Origin of the sequence: uncultured Massilia sp. (genome assembly GCF_913773735.1) — a bacterium.
Lineage (GTDB): Bacteria > Pseudomonadota > Gammaproteobacteria > Burkholderiales > Burkholderiaceae_D > Telluria.
The window spans coordinates 55892-71299 of record NZ_CAJYEB010000004.1; the positions used below are offsets into that span (position 1 = coordinate 55892).

Here is a 15408-nt window from a genome sequence, read left to right on the forward strand (position 1 = left end):
CGTTCAGGGACTGCGTTCGATGCCGAGCCGCTCCATGCGCCGGTACAGCGCCTGGCGCGACAGCCCGAGGTCGGCCGCCGCCTGGGCGATGACGCCGTTGGCGCGCGCCAGCGCGCGGGCGATGGCGTCGCGGTCCGGTTCGGCGTCGGCGGCGGCGCCGGCCGGCAGCGGCAGGCCGAGGTCGGCCGGCTGGATCGTGCTGCCCTGGGCCAGCAGGCCGGCGCGCGCCATCACGTTCTTCAGCTCGCGCACGTTGCCGGGCCAGGCGTGGGCCAGCAGCGCGCTCTCCGCGGCCGGTGCCAGGACCTTGCCGGCGGGGAGGAAGGCCTGCGCCAGCGGCAGGATGTCGCCGGGGCGCGCGGCCAGCGCCGGCAGCTTCAGCTCGATCACGTTGAGGCGGTAGAACAGGTCTTCGCGGAAGGTCCCCTGGCGGATCATCGCGGCCAGGTCGGCGTTGGTGGCGCTGATCACGCGCACCCTGACCTGGCGCTCGCGGTTCGAGCCGAGGCGCTCGAAGCGGCCCGTCTCCAGCACGCGCAGCAGCTTCATCTGGCCGGCCAGCGGCAGGTTGCCGATCTCGTCGAGGAACAGGGTGCCGCCGTCGGCCGCTTCGAACTTGCCCTCGCGCGCCTTCGAGGCGCCGGTGTAGGCGCCGGCGTCGGCACCGAACAGCTCGGCCTCGATCAGTTCGGAGGGCAGGGCGCCGCAATTGAGCACGACGAAGGGGCCGTCGCGGACCTGCGAATTGGCCTGGATGATCTCGGCGATGCGCTCCTTGCCGGTGCCGTTCGGGCCGGTGATCAGGATCGGCACGTCGGCGCGCGCCACCTGGCACGCGAGGCTCAGCACGCGCTCGGTGGCGGGGTCGGCCCAGACCAGGCCGCGCAGGTCGTGGTGCTGTTCCAGCTCGCGGCGCGCGCGCCGCTCGCGCTGCAGGCGCTGGTTGAGGGCGCGGTTGGCCTGGCCCAGTTCGATCAGGTTGGTCACCGTGGCCAGCAGGCGGTCGTCGTCCCAGGGCTTGGACAGGTAGTCGGCCGCGCCGGCCTTGACCAGGTCGACGGCCGCGTCCAGGTGGGTCCAGGCCGTCAGCAGGATCACCGGCAGGTCGGGATGGCGCTTGCGGATCGCGCGGAACAAGGTGACGCCTTCCGCGCCGGACGTGGTGTCGGCGGTGAAGTTCATGTCCTGGATGACCAGGTCGACCGGCTGGCGCTCGAGGATGGCCAGGCCCTCCTCGGGCGAGGCCGCGCGCAGCGCGGCGATGTCGTGCAGCGAGAACAGCACGTCCAGCGCCATGCCGACGGCGGCGTTGTCATCGATGATCAGTACGGTGGGCATGGGTGCCAGCATATCACTGTTGCACGGCCGGTCATACGCTGCGGGTGGCCGTGGCCGGCGAGATGCTGGCCGCGCGCCACGCCGGGCCGTAGGCGGCGAGCACGCCCAGCACCCAGAACACCGCCGCCCCGGCCAGCAGGTAGCCGGCCGGCAGGCGCGCCAGCTCCAGCTGGCTGACCAGCAGGTGGTTCAGCGCCAGCCCGAGCACGACGCCGCCGAACACGCCGGCGCTGGTGATCATGAAGTTCTCGGTGATGAAATGGCGCAGGATGTCGACCTTGCGCGCCCCCAGGGCGCGGCGCACGCCGATCTGCTTGCGCCGCTGCGTGACCCACAGGCTGGCCATGCCGACGATGCCGGAGCAGGTGATCAGGAGGAGCAGGACGCTGACCGTGACCAGCATCCATTGCAGGGCGACGTCGTTGCGGTAGCGGCGCTGGCGGTCTCCATCGACGGTGCTCTGGTTCATGATCAGCGGCAGGGCCGAGGACTTGCGCAGCGCGGCTTCCGCTTCCTTCATGACGCGGTCGCGCTGGCCCGCTTCGGCGCGCACCGCGAACAGCGCGCCGCTGTCCCCGTAGCTGCGATGCGGGACGATGACGGTCTGCAGGCCACGCTCGGACGTTTCGCCATGGGCGCTCATCAGGCGTTCGACGACGCCGACCACGCGCGATCCGCTCGCGCCCGGCCCATCGCCCATGTACAGGGTCTTGCCAACCGCCGATTCGCCGGGCCACAGCCGTTCGGCCAGCGGCTTGCTGATGATGACGACTTGGGCTGGGACGTTCTCGACATTGTCGTTCACGTCGACGAATTCCGATGACAGGAAGTCGCGGCCGTCGACCACGCGCAAGCCGAAGGTCTTGACCAGCGAATCGCCCGACTGGTAGATCGAGGCCTCGGCGCTCGACTTCTCCTGGCTCGGATTGAGGAACACACTGGAGATCCAGCCACTTTGCGACAGCGGCATCTGGCTGACCTGGGCGACCGCGGCGACGCCGCCGACGGCGCGCAACAGGTCGGCCTGGCGCTTGATGTCGGCCAGTCGCTTCTCGGGCGTCTCGGCGCCGAGCGGCCGCACCGTGAAATAGAAGGTCGCGCTCTCGTCCGACAGCCCGGACGGGCGCGACACCACGTCGCGCCGCTCTTCGACGATATGGGCGGTATTGGCCAGGATGGCCAGGCTGATGGCGACCTGCAGGGCCACCAGGATAGGGCCGGTCTTGTTGCGCAACAGCGCGGACAGGATGGGACGGATTTCCATGACGGGTTCTCCTTACTGCGATTTGAGCTGGATGGCGGGCGTCACCTGGCAGGCACGCCAGGTCGGCAGCAGACCGGCGAGGATCGAGGCGCCGACCGACAGCACGAAGGTCAGGGCCAGCATCGGCAGGTCCATGGTGGCGACGGCCGCCATCTGCTTGTTGCTCATGCCGATCAGCGCCAGCGCGCCGAAGGCCAGCAGCAGCCCGAGGGTGCCGCCGACCAGGCCGACGACGCCGGTCTCGATCAGGAACTGGCGGAAGATTTCCTTGCGCGAGGCGCCGAGCGCGCGGCGCACGCCGATCTCGGAGGCCCGTGCGGAGAACTTGGCGAGCAGCAGGCCGACCGTATTCACGAGGCACAGCAGCAGGAAGCCGAACGCCAGCCAGGCCTGCAGCTTGCTGTCCTTGGCGACCACCTTGCCGTACTCCAGCCATTCGCCCACGTTGTACAGCATGTTCGGCGCATGGCGCTTCATGCGCCCCAGCTTGCGCTGCTCGGCCGCATAGTTGTCCAGCCAGGTTTGCAGGTCGCGCCGCTCGCCACTCGATGCCAGCTCGAACCAGGCGGTGATCCAGGTGCATTCGGAGGCCAGGGTGGCCGCGAAACCGGGGCCGACGTTCTCGCTGCAGTTGATGCCTCCGTTCAGCCCGGTTTCATGGCGGATCGCGTTGGACAGCGGAATGAAGAATTCCTCGCTGTTGCCGAAGCGCGGACCGCCGGCCAGCTGGTAGAAGCGCGGCAGCGGCTGCCACGTGTCGATCACGCCGGCCACCGTATAGGGAAAGCCCTGCATCATGAGGCGCTGGCCGACGGGATTCGCTTCGCCGAACAGCTTTTCCGCCAGCTTGCGGCCGAGGACGACGACGTCGGCGCCCCGCGCCTCGTCGCCTTCGCTCCAGGCCTGGCCGCGCAGGAAAGGCACGTCGAACATCGCAAAGAAGTCGCGCGTGGGCGCCAGGCCGGCGGCGGTAAACGGCTGCATGTCGCGGCGCGCCGGCTCGACCGGCAGGGCGACGCCGTACAGGGCGGTGCGGCGCACGCCCTGGCCGCTCTTGACGAAGTTCATTGCATCCTGGTAGCTGATCTGCTGGTCCTGGTTCGGCTCGGACGGCGAATAGCCCTCGGCCGGCTTGCCATCGACGATCGGCACGAACAGCCGGTCGCTTTTCTGCGGGATCGGATCGTTCGACATCATGTGCAGGATCGTCAGCGTGGAGACGCTGGCGGCCACGCCGACCGCCAGCGTCAGCACCATCAGGGTCGTCAGGAACGGGTTGCGCCGCAGGCTGCGCACGCCGAGCTTGAAGTAGTAGGCGAACATGGCGCTTCCCTCAGGCGGTGGCGTGGGCGTCGACCAGGGTCGGGCCCTTGCGCACCAGGTCCGACACCTGGCCGTCGATGATGTGCACGTTGCGGTGGGTGCGCACGGCCAGTTCCGGGTCGTGCGTGACCATCAGGATCGTGGTGCCGGCCGCGTTGATCTCTTCCAGCAGCTCCATCACGCCGCGCGCCATCTGGGTGTCCAGGTTGCCGGTCGGTTCGTCGGCCAGCAGCAGCTTGGGCGAGCCGGCCAGCGCCCGCGCGATCGCCACGCGTTGCTGCTGGCCGCCGGACAGCTCGGCCGGGTAATGCTTCATGCGCGAGGCGAGGCCGACCTTGGCCAGCGCCTCCTCGATGCGCTTCTTGCGCTCGGCCCCGTTGAAGCCGCGGTAGCGCAGCGGGACGTCGACGTTGTCGAACAGGTTCAGGTCGGGGATCAGGTTGAAGCCCTGGAAGATGAAGCCGAGCTTCTCGTTGCGCAGGCGCGAGCGGGCGTTGTCGTCCAGTCCCTTGACGTTGACGCCGTCGAGGACGTATTCGCCCGAGGTGAATTCCTCGAGCAGGCCGGCGATGTTCAGGAAGCTGGTCTTGCCGGAGCCGGACGGACCGGTGACGGTGACGAATTCGCCTTCGCGGACGTCGATCTCGAAGCCGCGCAGGGCGTGCGTCTCGATCATGTGGGTGCGGTATACCTTGGAGAGGTTGGTCATGCGCAGCATGGCAGTGTCCTTTCGGGGTCAGTGTTCGGTTTACTGGTTGATCGAGACGCGGCTGGCGCCGTCGAAGGTATCGGTGCCGGCGACGACGACCTTGTCGCCCTGCTTCAGGCCGGAGACGATTTCGACGGCGGAGATGCTGGTGGCGCCCATCTTGATCGGCGTGCGTTCGGCGATGCCGTCGCGCACCACGTAGGCGTAGCGCCCGCCCTCGTTCTCGACGAAGGGGCCGCGCGCCACCATCAGCACGTTCGGCTTTTCCTCGATCAGCAGGCGCGCCGTCACGCGCTGGCTCTGGCGCAGGCCCCTGGGCTGCTCGCCATCGAAGCGCACGCGCGCCAGCACCATGTTCTTGACCACCTCTGGCGACAGCGCCGACAGCTTGCCGGTGGCGCTGCCGGAGGGCAGCGTGACTTCGGCGTTCATGCCGATACCCAGGTCGTTGACATAGGTTTCCGGCACCTCGATCTCGACTTCGAGCTTGGACAGGTCGACCAGCGTCATCAGGGGCGCATTGGCGGCGACCACCATGCGGTCCTGCACGTTCAGCGTGCCGATGAAGCCGTCGACCGGGGCGCGCACGGTCAGCTCGTCGACGCGGCGCTGCGCTTCGCCCAGCGCCAGCCTGGCGCGTTCGAGCTCGTTGGTCTTGGTCTTGAGCGCCAGCTGGACGTCGTCGCCTTCCAGCACGGCCGCCTGGGCCGCGTGCCTGGCGCGGATCTCGGCCGACTGCAGCGCATCCTTGGCCTTCTGGTAGTCGATCTTGGCGATCACGCCGACCTGCGCCACGCTCTCGTAGCGCTCCAGCGTGCGCTGGGCCGACAGGCGGTCGATCTCGGCGGTGTCGGCATCCTTCTGCGCCAGCAGCTTCTGCTTGCGCGCCAGGATCTGCTGGCGCGCCACCTCGGCCTTCAACTGCTCGTAGGTCGACTGTTCGCGCTTGAGGGCATCGGACAGGTCGGGCGATTCGAGCACGGCCAGCGCCTGGCCCTTCTTGACGGTGTCGCCGGCGGCGACCTTCAGGTTGACGGTGGATGCCGCCTTGGCGTACAGCGTCGGGCTGACGGCGGCGACCACGCGGCCGTTGACGGACGCGTCGCGCACCAGCGTGCCGCGCGTGACTTCGGCGATGCGCAGGCGCGCCGCGCTCACCGAGGCTTCGCTGCTGCGCCAGGTGGAGAACAGGCCGACGCAGACGGCGACGACGGCGGCGGCGGCGCCGATCAGGACGGCGCGGCGCTTGAGCGCCTGCCCGGCCGGCGCGGCGATGACGGCATCCTGGTGTGAGGTATCGCGGATCATGGAGGACTCTTGCAGTAATGGACAGTCCAGGCTTTGCAGGATCCGTGCCAGGCGCCAAGTCCTTGATTCGACAGGGATCGGCGCGGACGGACGAGGCGTCCGCCAGTGTCCGGGCGGCGCGCCGGCGGACAGTCCGGACACCGCGGGCATTGATTTTCTGGAAACTGGCCACATTTCTATCTAACAACAACTTGCCTGCCGAGGTTCCCGCATGACCCTTGCCGCATTGCGCCAGCCCTTCACGTCCATGCCGGGCTGGCTCGCCCGCCTGGCGCCACCGGGCGAGCCGGAGCCGGTCGACTATCCGTTCGCGCCCGGCGACGTCGCGCGCCTGCATGCGCTGGCGGGCCACGACGGGCACGCGGACCTCGACGCGCAGACCTGGCGCGACCTGCTGCTGGAACGCTATGGCGCCGTGCTGGCGCCGCAGGCCAGCATCTTCGGGCGCCAGGTGCTGTACCGGCGCCTGCGCGCGGGCATGCCGGATGCCGGCGTCGCGACGCAGCGCGAGCGCGTGCGGCGCCTGCTGGACGCCCCGGACCGGCTCGACGCGCTGCGGCGCAGCCTGCGCGCGCTGCGCAGCGCCGAGGCCGAGGTGGCCGGCGTGCTGTTCGACGACGCGGCGCCGGCGGCGCCGCCGCCGCCGCGCCTGGTCGCGCGGGCGCCGCTGCTGGCCGTGCTGCTGCTGGCATCGGTCGCGCTGGCCCTGCTGGTGTCGCCGCTGGGGTGGATCGGCGTGGGGGGGGCGCTGTACCTGCTGGTCGCGATGCAGATGCGCTGGCGCGAGCGCGCCGTCGAATGGCACAAGTCGACGCATGCGCTGCAGATGCTGCTGCGCACGTGCGTGCTGCTGGACGGCAGCGACCTGCCGCTGGCGGAGGCATTCTCCGGGCTGCGCCAGCCGGCGGGCCGCCTGGGCCGGGCGCTGGCGCGCTCGCCGCTGGCGACCGCGGTGCCGGGCGCGGGCGAGTACGGCGACTGGTTCCTGGCCGCGAACATCCGCCATTACTTCGCGACGCTGCGGCTGGTGGACCGGGAAAAACCGTTCCTGCGCCGCTGCTTTTCGCTGTGCGCCGAACTGGACGCCGACGCCGCCCTGGCGCACCACCTGCGCGGCCGCGCCGACTGGTGCTGGGCTGGCCGCACCGGACCGCGCGCGCTGGCGCTGGAAGGCGGCGTGCATCCGCTGCTCGACGGTGGCGCCGCGCTGTCGCTGGCGCTGGACGGCGAGGGCGTGTTCCTGTCGGGGCAGAACGGCGTCGGCAAGAGCACCTTCCTGCGCATGCTGGGCCTGAACCTCGTCGTCGCGCGCGCCTTCGGCTTCTGCTACGCGCGCCGCGCCGAACTGCCGGCGCTGCCGGTGGTGGCCAGCATGCAGAACGAGGATTCGCTGCTGGACGGGCACAGCCTGTACGTCGCCGAGCTGGCGCGGGCGCGCGACCTGCTGGCGGCAGCGGCGCGCGGGCCGGTCGTCTGCCTGGTCGACGAAGTCTTCCGCGGCACCAACCACGAGGAATCGGTGTCGGCCGCGGTGGCGGTGCTGGACGGGCTGGCGCGGGATGCGCTGGTGGTCGTCTCCTCGCACAACCTGGTGCTGGGACCGCTGCTGGCGCACCGGCTGGCGCCGTGGCGCATCGTGCGCGCCGAAGACGGCGCGCTGCGCATGGAGCCCGGCGTGCTGGGAACGACCAACGGCGTGGCCCTGCTGGCGCAGCGCGGCTTCGATGCGGAGGTCCAGCGCAAGGCGCGGCAGGTGGCGGGGTGGCTGGCGGGGCAGAGGAAGGGCGAGGCCGGCGCCGACCTGCTGGCGCCGGGGGCTTGACGCCGCCGCGTCGGCGGCGGCTTGCAGGGCTGCTCCTGCGGATTATTTCTGCGGCTTCTGCTTCTGCGCGTAGGTCCCGACCAGCTCGCCCTTGGCCAGCACGTGGCCCTGCATCGCCTGCAGCAGCGTATCGCGGTCGGCACCCCAGGGCACGTCGAGCATGCGGTCCAGCGCATACACCTGGAAGTGGTAGTGGTGCGGCGGATCGCCGACCGGCGGCTGCGGACCGCGCCAGCCGGTCGAGCCGTGCGTCGTGCGCCCCTGCAGCACGCCGTCCGGCTCGGTCAGGCGCGGCTGCTCCTGCAGTCCTTCGGGCAGGCGCGTGACCGCGGCCGGGATGTTCCAGGCCAGCCAGTGCACCACCGGCGTGACGGGTTTCGCGTCCGGGTCTTCCATGATCACCACATAGGATTCCGCATTCGGCACCGCGCTCCAGGACAGCGCCGGCGCGACGCCGTCCGCGTATTCGCTGTACTTCGCCGGCATCGCGCCGTTCGCGGGGAAGCTGGACGAGTTCACGGCCAGCTTGCCCTGCGCCTGCGTCTGCGGGCGGGCAAAGGCGATCGGCACGCCGCTGCCTTTGCCGGCTTGCTCGCGCATCGGACCGGCCGGCGCCTTCAGCGCGGTGGCGGCGCGCTGCGCATTGCCCGTGTAGGCGATGCGGTAGATCGTGCCGTTGGCGTCGTCCGCCATCAGCAGCGCGCCGTCCTTCGCCAGCGCCAGGCCGACGGGGCGCGCGATGTGGGTGCGGCCGCCGTCGGTCAGGAAGCCGGTGACGAAGGGTTCGATCGACTTGGCCTGGCCGTCCTGGAAGCGCACGCGCACGATCTCGTAGCCGGACGCCGTCTTGCGGTTCCAGGAGCCGCGCATGGTGGCGAAGGCGTCGCCCTGGTACTCGGCGGGGAAGCCGGTGCCGGTGTAGAACAGGAACTGCATCGGCGCCGCATGGGCCGTGTAGCCCAGCACCATCGGCGTGCTGTGCGCCTTCCAGTCCTCCTTCTTGATCTCGCCCACCGGCGTGCTCTGCGGGTAGATGGCGCCGCCGGCGTAGACGTGCGGCCAGCCGTACTGCTTGCCGGTCTCGATCTTGTTGAGTTCTTCCGGCTGCTCGTCGTCGCCGAGGAAGTCGATGCCGTGGTCGAAGCCCCACAGCTCGCCGGTGCGCGGCTGCCAGTCGAAGCCGATGGTGTTGCGCAGGCCGCTGGCGACGATGTTGCGGTTCGAGAAATCCTGGTTGAAGCGCAGGATCGTGGCGTTTTCCTGGTTGGTCTCGTTGCAGTCGTTGCAGGTGCTGCCGACGCTCAGGTAGAGCATGCCGTCGGGGCCGAAGGCGATGGTGCGGTTGGCGTGCTGGCCGGCATCGGGCAGGTCGCCCGCCAGCATCTTGAGCGCGCCCAGGCGGCCGTCCGGCTGGATGTCGGCCACGAACAATTCCTTCACGGTGACCAGGTAGAGCTTGTTGTCCCGGATGGCCAGGCCGTGGGCGCCGGCGCGGCTGGCGACGATCTCCGGCTGGCCATCGGCACGGCCGTCGCCGTTGGCGTCGCGCAGCAGCAGCACGTCACCCTGGTCGCGCCGGCTGGCGTAGACGTTGCCGTTGGGCGCCACCGCGAGGATGCGGACGTTCTTCAGGCCGGTGGCGAACGGCGTCACCGCGAAGCCGGCCGGCGCCTTGATGCCGGCCATGCGCTGGGGCGTGGGTGCGACCTTGTCGGGTTTGAAGATGTGGACCTGGGCGCCGACGTTCGTGCCGTCGCCCTGCTGGGCCCAGGCGCCGGCGGCGACCAGGGACAGCACTGCCATGCTGATAGGACGTTTCATCGCATTCGCTTTCGGAAAATGAATCGATCGGAAAAGGCGATCCATCATTCCTCGGACAACCACCATTGTCTGTTTGCGAACTCACCAAGTACACCTTTGCGCCACATCAAACCGGGGTCAGAGCCCGGCTCTGACCCCGGTTTGATGGATCGCATTAGTTGCGTGGGAGGGGCTTGCCTTTGGCGATGACTTCGCGGCAGTCGCCTTTCAAGGTGGCGTTGTCGTAGTCGGTCCAGCCGTAGCTGTCGACGTAGCGCTTGTGCGGGCGGAAGGCGGCGTTGGCGAAGCTCCAGTCCAGGTGCTCGTCCGGGTAGCGCACGCCGCCCAGGTCGAGCAGGGTGTGGAACATGTTTTCGGTGGCCAGCCTGGCCTTGCGGTGGCGGCGCAGCAGGTCGACCTTGTCGGGGTGCTGCTGCGCGTATTCGTCCGAGTACCAGGCGAACGCCGGGACGTGGAATTCGTATTGCGTGTTGTGGCCGTGGAAGACCAGCTTGCAGGCGTTGTCGTACAGCGTCTGGCCGTGGTCGGCGACGTACAGCAGCGAGGCCGGCGCGTGCGTGCCCTTGAGCGTCTCGATCACGCGGTCGAGGAACCAGTCGGTGTACAGGATCGAGCTGTCGTAGCTGTTGTTCAGCTTTTCCTTGATGTCGATGTCGGTGAACACCGGCTTGTCGACGCCGTACAGCGAGGGCTGCCACTTGTCGAACTGCTTCGGATAGCGGTGGCTGTAGTTCCAGTGGCTGCCCAGCGTGTGCAGGACGATCAGTTTCTTCGGCGCCGCGTCGGCCAGCGCGTGGGCCAGCGGGTCGAACAGGATCTCGTCGTAGTTCGACGCTTCGGTGAAGCCGCCCAGGTTGAGGAAGTCGACCACGTCGGCTTCCTTGGCGAACACGGACACCGGCGTGTCGAACTTGCCGAACGAGATCTGGTTGGACAGCCAGAAGGTCTTGTAACCCGCTTCCTTGAATGCGGTCAGGAAGGATTTTTCCGAGAAGCCGTCCTTGAGGCTCTGCATGGCCGGCTTGCGCGAGATGATGACCGGCACCGACAGCCGCGTGGCCGAGACCGACGTGATGACGTCCGCCAGCGGCACCAGGTTGGCCTGCTGCGACAGCAGCGGATTGGTGTCGCGCGCATAGCCGTTGAGGCTCCAGCGGTCGTAGCGCGAGGATTCGCCGATCACCATCACGACCACCTGCGGCCCGGCGCCGTCGGCCGGCCGGGCATGGAAGCGGAAGGCGGCGCTGCGCCGGTCCAGTTCGGCGAGGTAGACGCGTTCCTTGTAGAAATCGACGCCGCGCGCCACCACGCCGAAGGGCCAGGCGTGCGCAAAGGCGTCCAGGTCGAACGGCACCTGCGCCCAGTGCGCCAGCGGCGCAAGGCCGGCGCGCGACTTCGCGGCGGCGGCGGCCGGCGCGCCCGCAGCCGCCGGCGCTGGCGGCGCGACGCCGAATTCCAGCCCGTAGGCGAACACGCCGGCCACCGCGGCCAGCGCCGCCAGCACGATCCAGCGCGAGACGTCGTTCCAGTCCAGGTCGCGCGTGTGCCAGGCCGCCACCCAGCTGCTGATGAACCAGGCGACGACGCCGACGGCGACGGCGAGCAGCAGCCAGACCTTGCTGCCCAGGAATTCCAGCGCTTCCGACGGGCTGGTCTCGGCGATGATGCCCAGGTGGTGGGTCGAGATGCCCTGGCCGTAGAACACATATAAATAGAGCTCGACCGGCAGCGCCAGGAAGGCCGGCAGCAGCAGCCAGTGGAAGCGGGCGGGGCGCTTGAACAGGGCCCACACGGCCAGCCAGGTCATCAGCGCGATGCCGGCGACCATCCCCGGATGCGCCAGCGGCTGGCCGGCCAGCACGCCGACGCAGGGAACGCAGGACAGCAGCAGGTAGGTGAGCGCGACATACAGGTTGCGCGGGCGCAGCAGGAATGACATCGGCACGGCGGGTGAAAAGAACGCGGAGCCGGCTATTATCCAGGGTTTGCAGTATTTGCCCTGAGAAATCCCGGCGCGCCGCACGCCGGATGACATCCCGATGACACGAGATGTATCTCAAGCGCGACACTCCATGAACGTTTACGCATCGTTCGGTCATCGTCGCGGCGGCACGCCAGCGGTCCTGTTGACCATCTTCCGCTTCGGGTCTATACTCGCGAGTTCTCGTTTTATTCTGCACATCGTATACGCATTCGAAAGCCACTCCTTCCGGTGAGTGGCTGTTCTCGCCTGTACGGCAGGATACGAGCTAGGTTTCAGTCCCCGGGCAGGCAACAGGCCCGGGTCGTCAACGCAGTAATTTGTTGGATTAAGAACGATGCCAACCATCAATCAACTGATTCGCAAGCCGCGTGAAGCCGCGGTTGTGAAGAGCAAGTCGCCGGCACTGGAAAACTGCCCGCAGAAACGCGGTGTCTGCACCCGTGTCTATACCACCACTCCGAAGAAGCCGAACTCGGCACTGCGTAAAGTGGCCAAGGTTCGCCTGACCAACGGTTTCGAAGTCATTTCGTACATCGGCGGTGAAGGCCACAACCTGCAAGAGCACAGCGTCGTCCTGATCCGCGGCGGCCGTGTGAAAGACTTGCCGGGTGTGCGTTACCACATGGTCCGCGGCGCGCTGGATACCCAGGGCGTGAAAGACCGTAAGCAGGCCCGTTCGAAGTACGGTGCCAAGCGTGCCAAGGCTGCCAAGAAGTAATCTTCTTGCAACCCCGGTAAATTAATATTGAGTTGAGCCGGCCGGAAGGCCGAGTAAGTGAATGGTCATGATGGCCGTTCGCGAGTGCGGAAAGAGCACTCAACTGAAGACAGGAAGGAATTGAAATGCCACGTCGTCGTGAAGTACCCAAGCGCGAGATTCTGCCGGATCCGAAATTCGGCAACACCGATGTCGCCAAGTTCGTCAACGTTCTGATGCTGTCCGGCAAGAAGTCGGTCGCAGAACAGATCATCTACGGCGCCTTCGAATACATCCAGACCAAATCGGGCAAGGACCCGCTGGAAGTCTTCGTCGCCGCGATCAACAACGCCAAGCCGATGGTCGAGGTCAAGTCCCGCCGCGTCGGTGGCGCCAACTACCAGGTCCCGGTCGAAGTGCGTCCGGTGCGCCGTATGGCCCTGTCTATGCGTTGGTTGCGCGAAGCCGCAAACAAGCGTAGCGAGAAGTCCATGCCGCAGCGTCTGGGTGGCGAGCTGATGGAAGCAGCGGAAGGCCGCGGCGGCGCGATGAAGCGTCGTGACGAAGTGCACCGCATGGCTGAAGCGAACAAGGCGTTCTCGCACTTCCGCTTCTAAGCAAACAAGAAGGACAAAACCGGCGCGGGCTCGATCCCGCGCGGGGGTACGTCCCAGCAGTACCCGTTGTTCAGGCCGAGCTCATTTTGATCACCAGAATGCTGCTCGGTTTTGTCCATTCAAAAGTTAGGAAAATTTATGGCACGCACTACCCCTATTGAGCGCTACCGTAACATCGGTATCTCCGCTCACATCGACGCCGGTAAGACCACCACCACCGAGCGCATCCTGTTCTACACCGGCGTGAACCACAAGATCGGTGAAGTGCACGACGGTGCCGCTACCATGGACTGGATGGAGCAGGAACAAGAGCGCGGCATCACCATTACCTCGGCAGCGACGACCTGCTTCTGGAAGGGCATGGCGAACAACTTCGAGCCGCACCGCTTCAACATCATCGATACCCCGGGCCACGTCGACTTCACCATCGAGGTGGAGCGTTCGATGCGCGTCCTGGACGGCGCCTGCATGGTCTACTGTGCAGTCGGCGGCGTGCAGCCGCAGTCGGAAACCGTGTGGCGTCAGGCCAACAAGTACAAGGTTCCGCGTCTGGCATTCGTCAACAAGATGGACCGTACCGGCGCGAACTTCTTCAAGGTGTACGAGCAGATGCGCGCTCGCCTGAAGGCCAACCCGATCCCGCTGCAGATCCCCATCGGCGCCGAAGACAACTTCAAGGGCGTGGTCGACCTGGTCAAGATGAAAGCCATCTACTGGGACGACGCTTCGCAGGGCATGAAGTTCGACTACCGCGACGTGCCGGCCGAGCTGGTGGACCAGGCCAACGAATGGCGCGAGAAGCTGGTCGAGACCGCTGCTGAAGCGAACGAAGACCTGATGAACAAGTATCTCGAAGAGGGCGAACTGTCCGAAGAAGAGATCAAGGTCGCACTGCGCGCGCGCACCATCAACGGCGAAATCGTGCCGATGATGTGCGGCACCGCCTTCAAGAACAAGGGCGTGCAGGCCATGCTGGACGCGGTCATCGAATACCTGCCGTCGCCGGTCGACATCCCGCCGGTCGGCGGCACCGACGAAGACGACCAGCCGGTCACCCGCAAGGCCGACGACAGCGAGAAGTTCGCTGCGCTGGCATTCAAGATCATGACCGACCCGTTCGTCGGCCAGCTGATCTTCTTCCGCGTGTACTCGGGCGTCATCAATTCGGGCGATACCGTCTACAACCCGATCAAGGGCAAGAAGGAACGCGTCGGCCGTATTCTGCAGATGCACGCGAACCAGCGCGAAGAGATCAAGGAAGTCCGCGCGGGCGACATCGCCGCGGCCGTGGGCCTGAAGGAAGCGACCACCGGCGAAACCCTGTGCGACCCGTCCGCCCCGATCATCCTGGAAAAGATGGTGTTCCCGGAGCCGGTGATCCAGCAGGCCGTCGAGCCGAAGACCAAGGCCGACCAGGAAAAAATGGGCCTGGCGCTGAACCGCCTGGCACAGGAAGACCCGTCGTTCCGCGTGCGCACCGACGAAGAGTCGGGCCAGACCATCATCGGTGGTATGGGCGAGCTGCACCTGGAGATCATCGTCGACCGCATGAAGCGTGAATTCAACGTCGAAGCGACCGTCGGCAAGCCGCAGGTTGCCTACCGCGAGACCATCCGCAAGGCCGTCAGCGACGTCGAAGGCAAGTTCGTCAAGCAGTCGGGCGGTCGCGGCCAGTACGGCCACGCCGTCGTGTCGGTCGAGCCGCAGGAACCGGGCAAGGGCTTCGAGTTCATCGACGCCATCAAGGGCGGCGTGATCCCGCGCGAATTCATCCCGGCAGTCGAGAAGGGTGTGCGCGAAACGCTGACCAGCGGCGTGATGGCCGGCTACCCGGTCGTCGACGTCAAGGTCACCCTGACCTTCGGTTCGTACCACGACGTGGACTCGAACGAAAACGCGTTCCGCATGGCCGGTTCGATGGCCTTCAAGGAAGCGTGCAAGCGCGCGAGCCCGGTCATCCTCGAGCCGATGATGGCCGTGGAAGTCGAGACGCCGGAAGACTACGCCGGTACCGTGATGGGCGACCTGTCGTCCCGCCGCGGCATGGTGCAGGGCATGGACGAAATCCCGGGCGGCGGCGGCAAGATCATCAAGGCCGAAGTCCCGCTGTCGGAAATGTTCGGTTACTCGACCGTGCTGCGTTCGGCAACCCAGGGCCGCGCGACCTACACGATGGAATTCAAGCACTACGCTGAAGCGCCGAAGCACGTGATGGACGCGATCGTCACCGCCAAGTCGAAATAAATTGAAACCGGAGGCAGGGTCTTGATTCTGCCTCCTGCTGAACATATATAACCAAGCTATTCTTTAAAGGAAGAAAAAAATGGCAAAGGAAAAATTCGAACGGACCAAGCCGCACGTCAACGTCGGCACCATCGGTCACGTTGACCACGGCAAGACCACCCTGACGGCGGCAATCGCGACCGTCCTGTCGAAGAAATTCGGCGGCGAAGCCAAGGCCTACGACCAGATCGACGCGGCTCCGGAAGAAAAAGCACGCGGCATCACCATCAACACCGCACACG

At 67.1% G+C, this 15408-nt stretch carries 12 protein-coding genes; 5 read left to right on the top strand and 7 right to left on the bottom strand.

The genetic code is table 11. The features are described 5' to 3' along the window. Positions 1 to 3 precede the first annotated feature (3 nt). The 5 genes from QZ749_RS02450 to QZ749_RS02470 are packed head-to-tail and all read right to left on the bottom strand — an operon-like array spanning position 4 to position 5942. Positions 4 to 1338, bottom strand: a complete 1335-nt coding sequence (locus QZ749_RS02450) for a sigma-54 dependent transcriptional regulator (RefSeq protein WP_296942901.1) — start codon at positions 1336 to 1338, stop codon at positions 4 to 6. Between the two features lie 31 nt (positions 1339 to 1369). After that, complete coding sequence (locus QZ749_RS02455; protein WP_296942903.1) at positions 1370 to 2602, bottom strand: ABC transporter permease; 1233 nt, start codon at positions 2600 to 2602, stop codon at positions 1370 to 1372. A 12-nt stretch (positions 2603 to 2614) separates the two neighbouring features. Next, positions 2615 to 3925, bottom strand: coding sequence for an ABC transporter permease (locus QZ749_RS02460; protein WP_296942905.1), 1311 nt, complete (start codon positions 3923 to 3925; stop codon positions 2615 to 2617). 10 nt (positions 3926 to 3935) lie between these two features. Continuing rightward, positions 3936 to 4643, bottom strand: a complete 708-nt coding sequence (locus QZ749_RS02465) for an ABC transporter ATP-binding protein (RefSeq protein ID WP_296942907.1) — start codon at positions 4641 to 4643, stop codon at positions 3936 to 3938. A 30-nt stretch (positions 4644 to 4673) separates the two neighbouring features. Then, on the bottom strand, positions 4674 to 5942 hold the full coding sequence (locus tag QZ749_RS02470; protein WP_296942910.1) for an efflux RND transporter periplasmic adaptor subunit: 1269 nt from the start codon (positions 5940 to 5942) through the stop codon (positions 4674 to 4676). Between the two features lie 211 nt (positions 5943 to 6153). Between QZ749_RS02470 and QZ749_RS02475 the strand changes: the two genes are divergently transcribed. After that, entirely contained in the window at positions 6154 to 7764 is a 1611-nt protein-coding gene (locus QZ749_RS02475; protein ID WP_296942912.1) for a hypothetical protein, read from the top strand. 42 nt (positions 7765 to 7806) lie between these two features. On the opposite strand, the gene QZ749_RS02480 is transcribed toward QZ749_RS02475, so the two are convergent. Together QZ749_RS02480 and QZ749_RS02485 are read right to left on the bottom strand one after the other, a co-directional pair. Next, on the bottom strand, positions 7807 to 9567 hold the full coding sequence (locus QZ749_RS02480) for a YbhB/YbcL family Raf kinase inhibitor-like protein (RefSeq protein ID WP_296942914.1): 1761 nt from the start codon (positions 9565 to 9567) through the stop codon (positions 7807 to 7809). A gap of 172 nt (positions 9568 to 9739) precedes the next feature. Next, on the bottom strand, positions 9740 to 11524 hold the full coding sequence (locus QZ749_RS02485; RefSeq protein WP_296942916.1) for a phosphoethanolamine transferase: 1785 nt from the start codon (positions 11522 to 11524) through the stop codon (positions 9740 to 9742). 379 nt (positions 11525 to 11903) lie between these two features. Between QZ749_RS02485 and rpsL the strand changes: the two genes are divergently transcribed. The 4 genes from rpsL to QZ749_RS02505 all read left to right on the top strand — a co-directional run. Then, positions 11904 to 12287, top strand: coding sequence for a 30S ribosomal protein S12 (rpsL, locus tag QZ749_RS02490; RefSeq protein WP_036240557.1), 384 nt, complete (start codon positions 11904 to 11906; stop codon positions 12285 to 12287). A gap of 125 nt (positions 12288 to 12412) precedes the next feature. Next, positions 12413 to 12883 carry a 30S ribosomal protein S7 gene (gene rpsG / locus QZ749_RS02495; protein WP_290415558.1) on the top strand — a complete coding sequence of 157 codons (471 nt, stop codon included), beginning with the start codon at positions 12413 to 12415 and terminating at the stop codon, positions 12881 to 12883. A gap of 138 nt (positions 12884 to 13021) precedes the next feature. Beyond that, positions 13022 to 15127 carry an elongation factor G gene (gene fusA / locus QZ749_RS02500; protein ID WP_296942921.1) on the top strand — a complete coding sequence of 702 codons (2106 nt, stop codon included), beginning with the start codon at positions 13022 to 13024 and terminating at the stop codon, positions 15125 to 15127. 79 nt (positions 15128 to 15206) lie between these two features. Then, the coding region (locus QZ749_RS02505) for a GTP-binding protein (protein ID WP_229260173.1) at positions 15207 to 15408 on the top strand (202 nt) is incomplete at its 3' end.

Excerpts from the sequence above, each read along its gene's own strand:
- QZ749_RS02465 (WP_296942907.1), bottom strand. The coding sequence starts at position 4,643 with ATGCTGCGCATGACCAACCTCTCCAAGGTATACCGCACCCACATGATC.
- QZ749_RS02460 (WP_296942905.1), bottom strand. The coding sequence starts at position 3,925 with ATGTTCGCCTACTACTTCAAGCTCGGCGTGCGCAGCCTGCGGCGCAAC.
- QZ749_RS02485 (WP_296942916.1), bottom strand. The coding sequence starts at position 11,524 with ATGTCATTCCTGCTGCGCCCGCGCAACCTGTATGTCGCGCTCACCTAC.
- QZ749_RS02475 (WP_296942912.1), top strand. The coding sequence starts at position 6,154 with ATGACCCTTGCCGCATTGCGCCAGCCCTTCACGTCCATGCCGGGCTGG.
- fusA (WP_296942921.1), top strand. The coding sequence starts at position 13,022 with ATGGCACGCACTACCCCTATTGAGCGCTACCGTAACATCGGTATCTCC.
- rpsG (WP_290415558.1), top strand. The coding sequence starts at position 12,413 with ATGCCACGTCGTCGTGAAGTACCCAAGCGCGAGATTCTGCCGGATCCG.
- QZ749_RS02455 (WP_296942903.1), bottom strand. The coding sequence starts at position 2,602 with ATGGAAATCCGTCCCATCCTGTCCGCGCTGTTGCGCAACAAGACCGGC.
- rpsL (WP_036240557.1), top strand. The coding sequence starts at position 11,904 with ATGCCAACCATCAATCAACTGATTCGCAAGCCGCGTGAAGCCGCGGTT.
- QZ749_RS02480 (WP_296942914.1), bottom strand. The coding sequence starts at position 9,567 with ATGGCAGTGCTGTCCCTGGTCGCCGCCGGCGCCTGGGCCCAGCAGGGC.
- QZ749_RS02450 (WP_296942901.1), bottom strand. The coding sequence starts at position 1,338 with ATGCCCACCGTACTGATCATCGATGACAACGCCGCCGTCGGCATGGCG.
- QZ749_RS02470 (WP_296942910.1), bottom strand. The coding sequence starts at position 5,942 with ATGATCCGCGATACCTCACACCAGGATGCCGTCATCGCCGCGCCGGCC.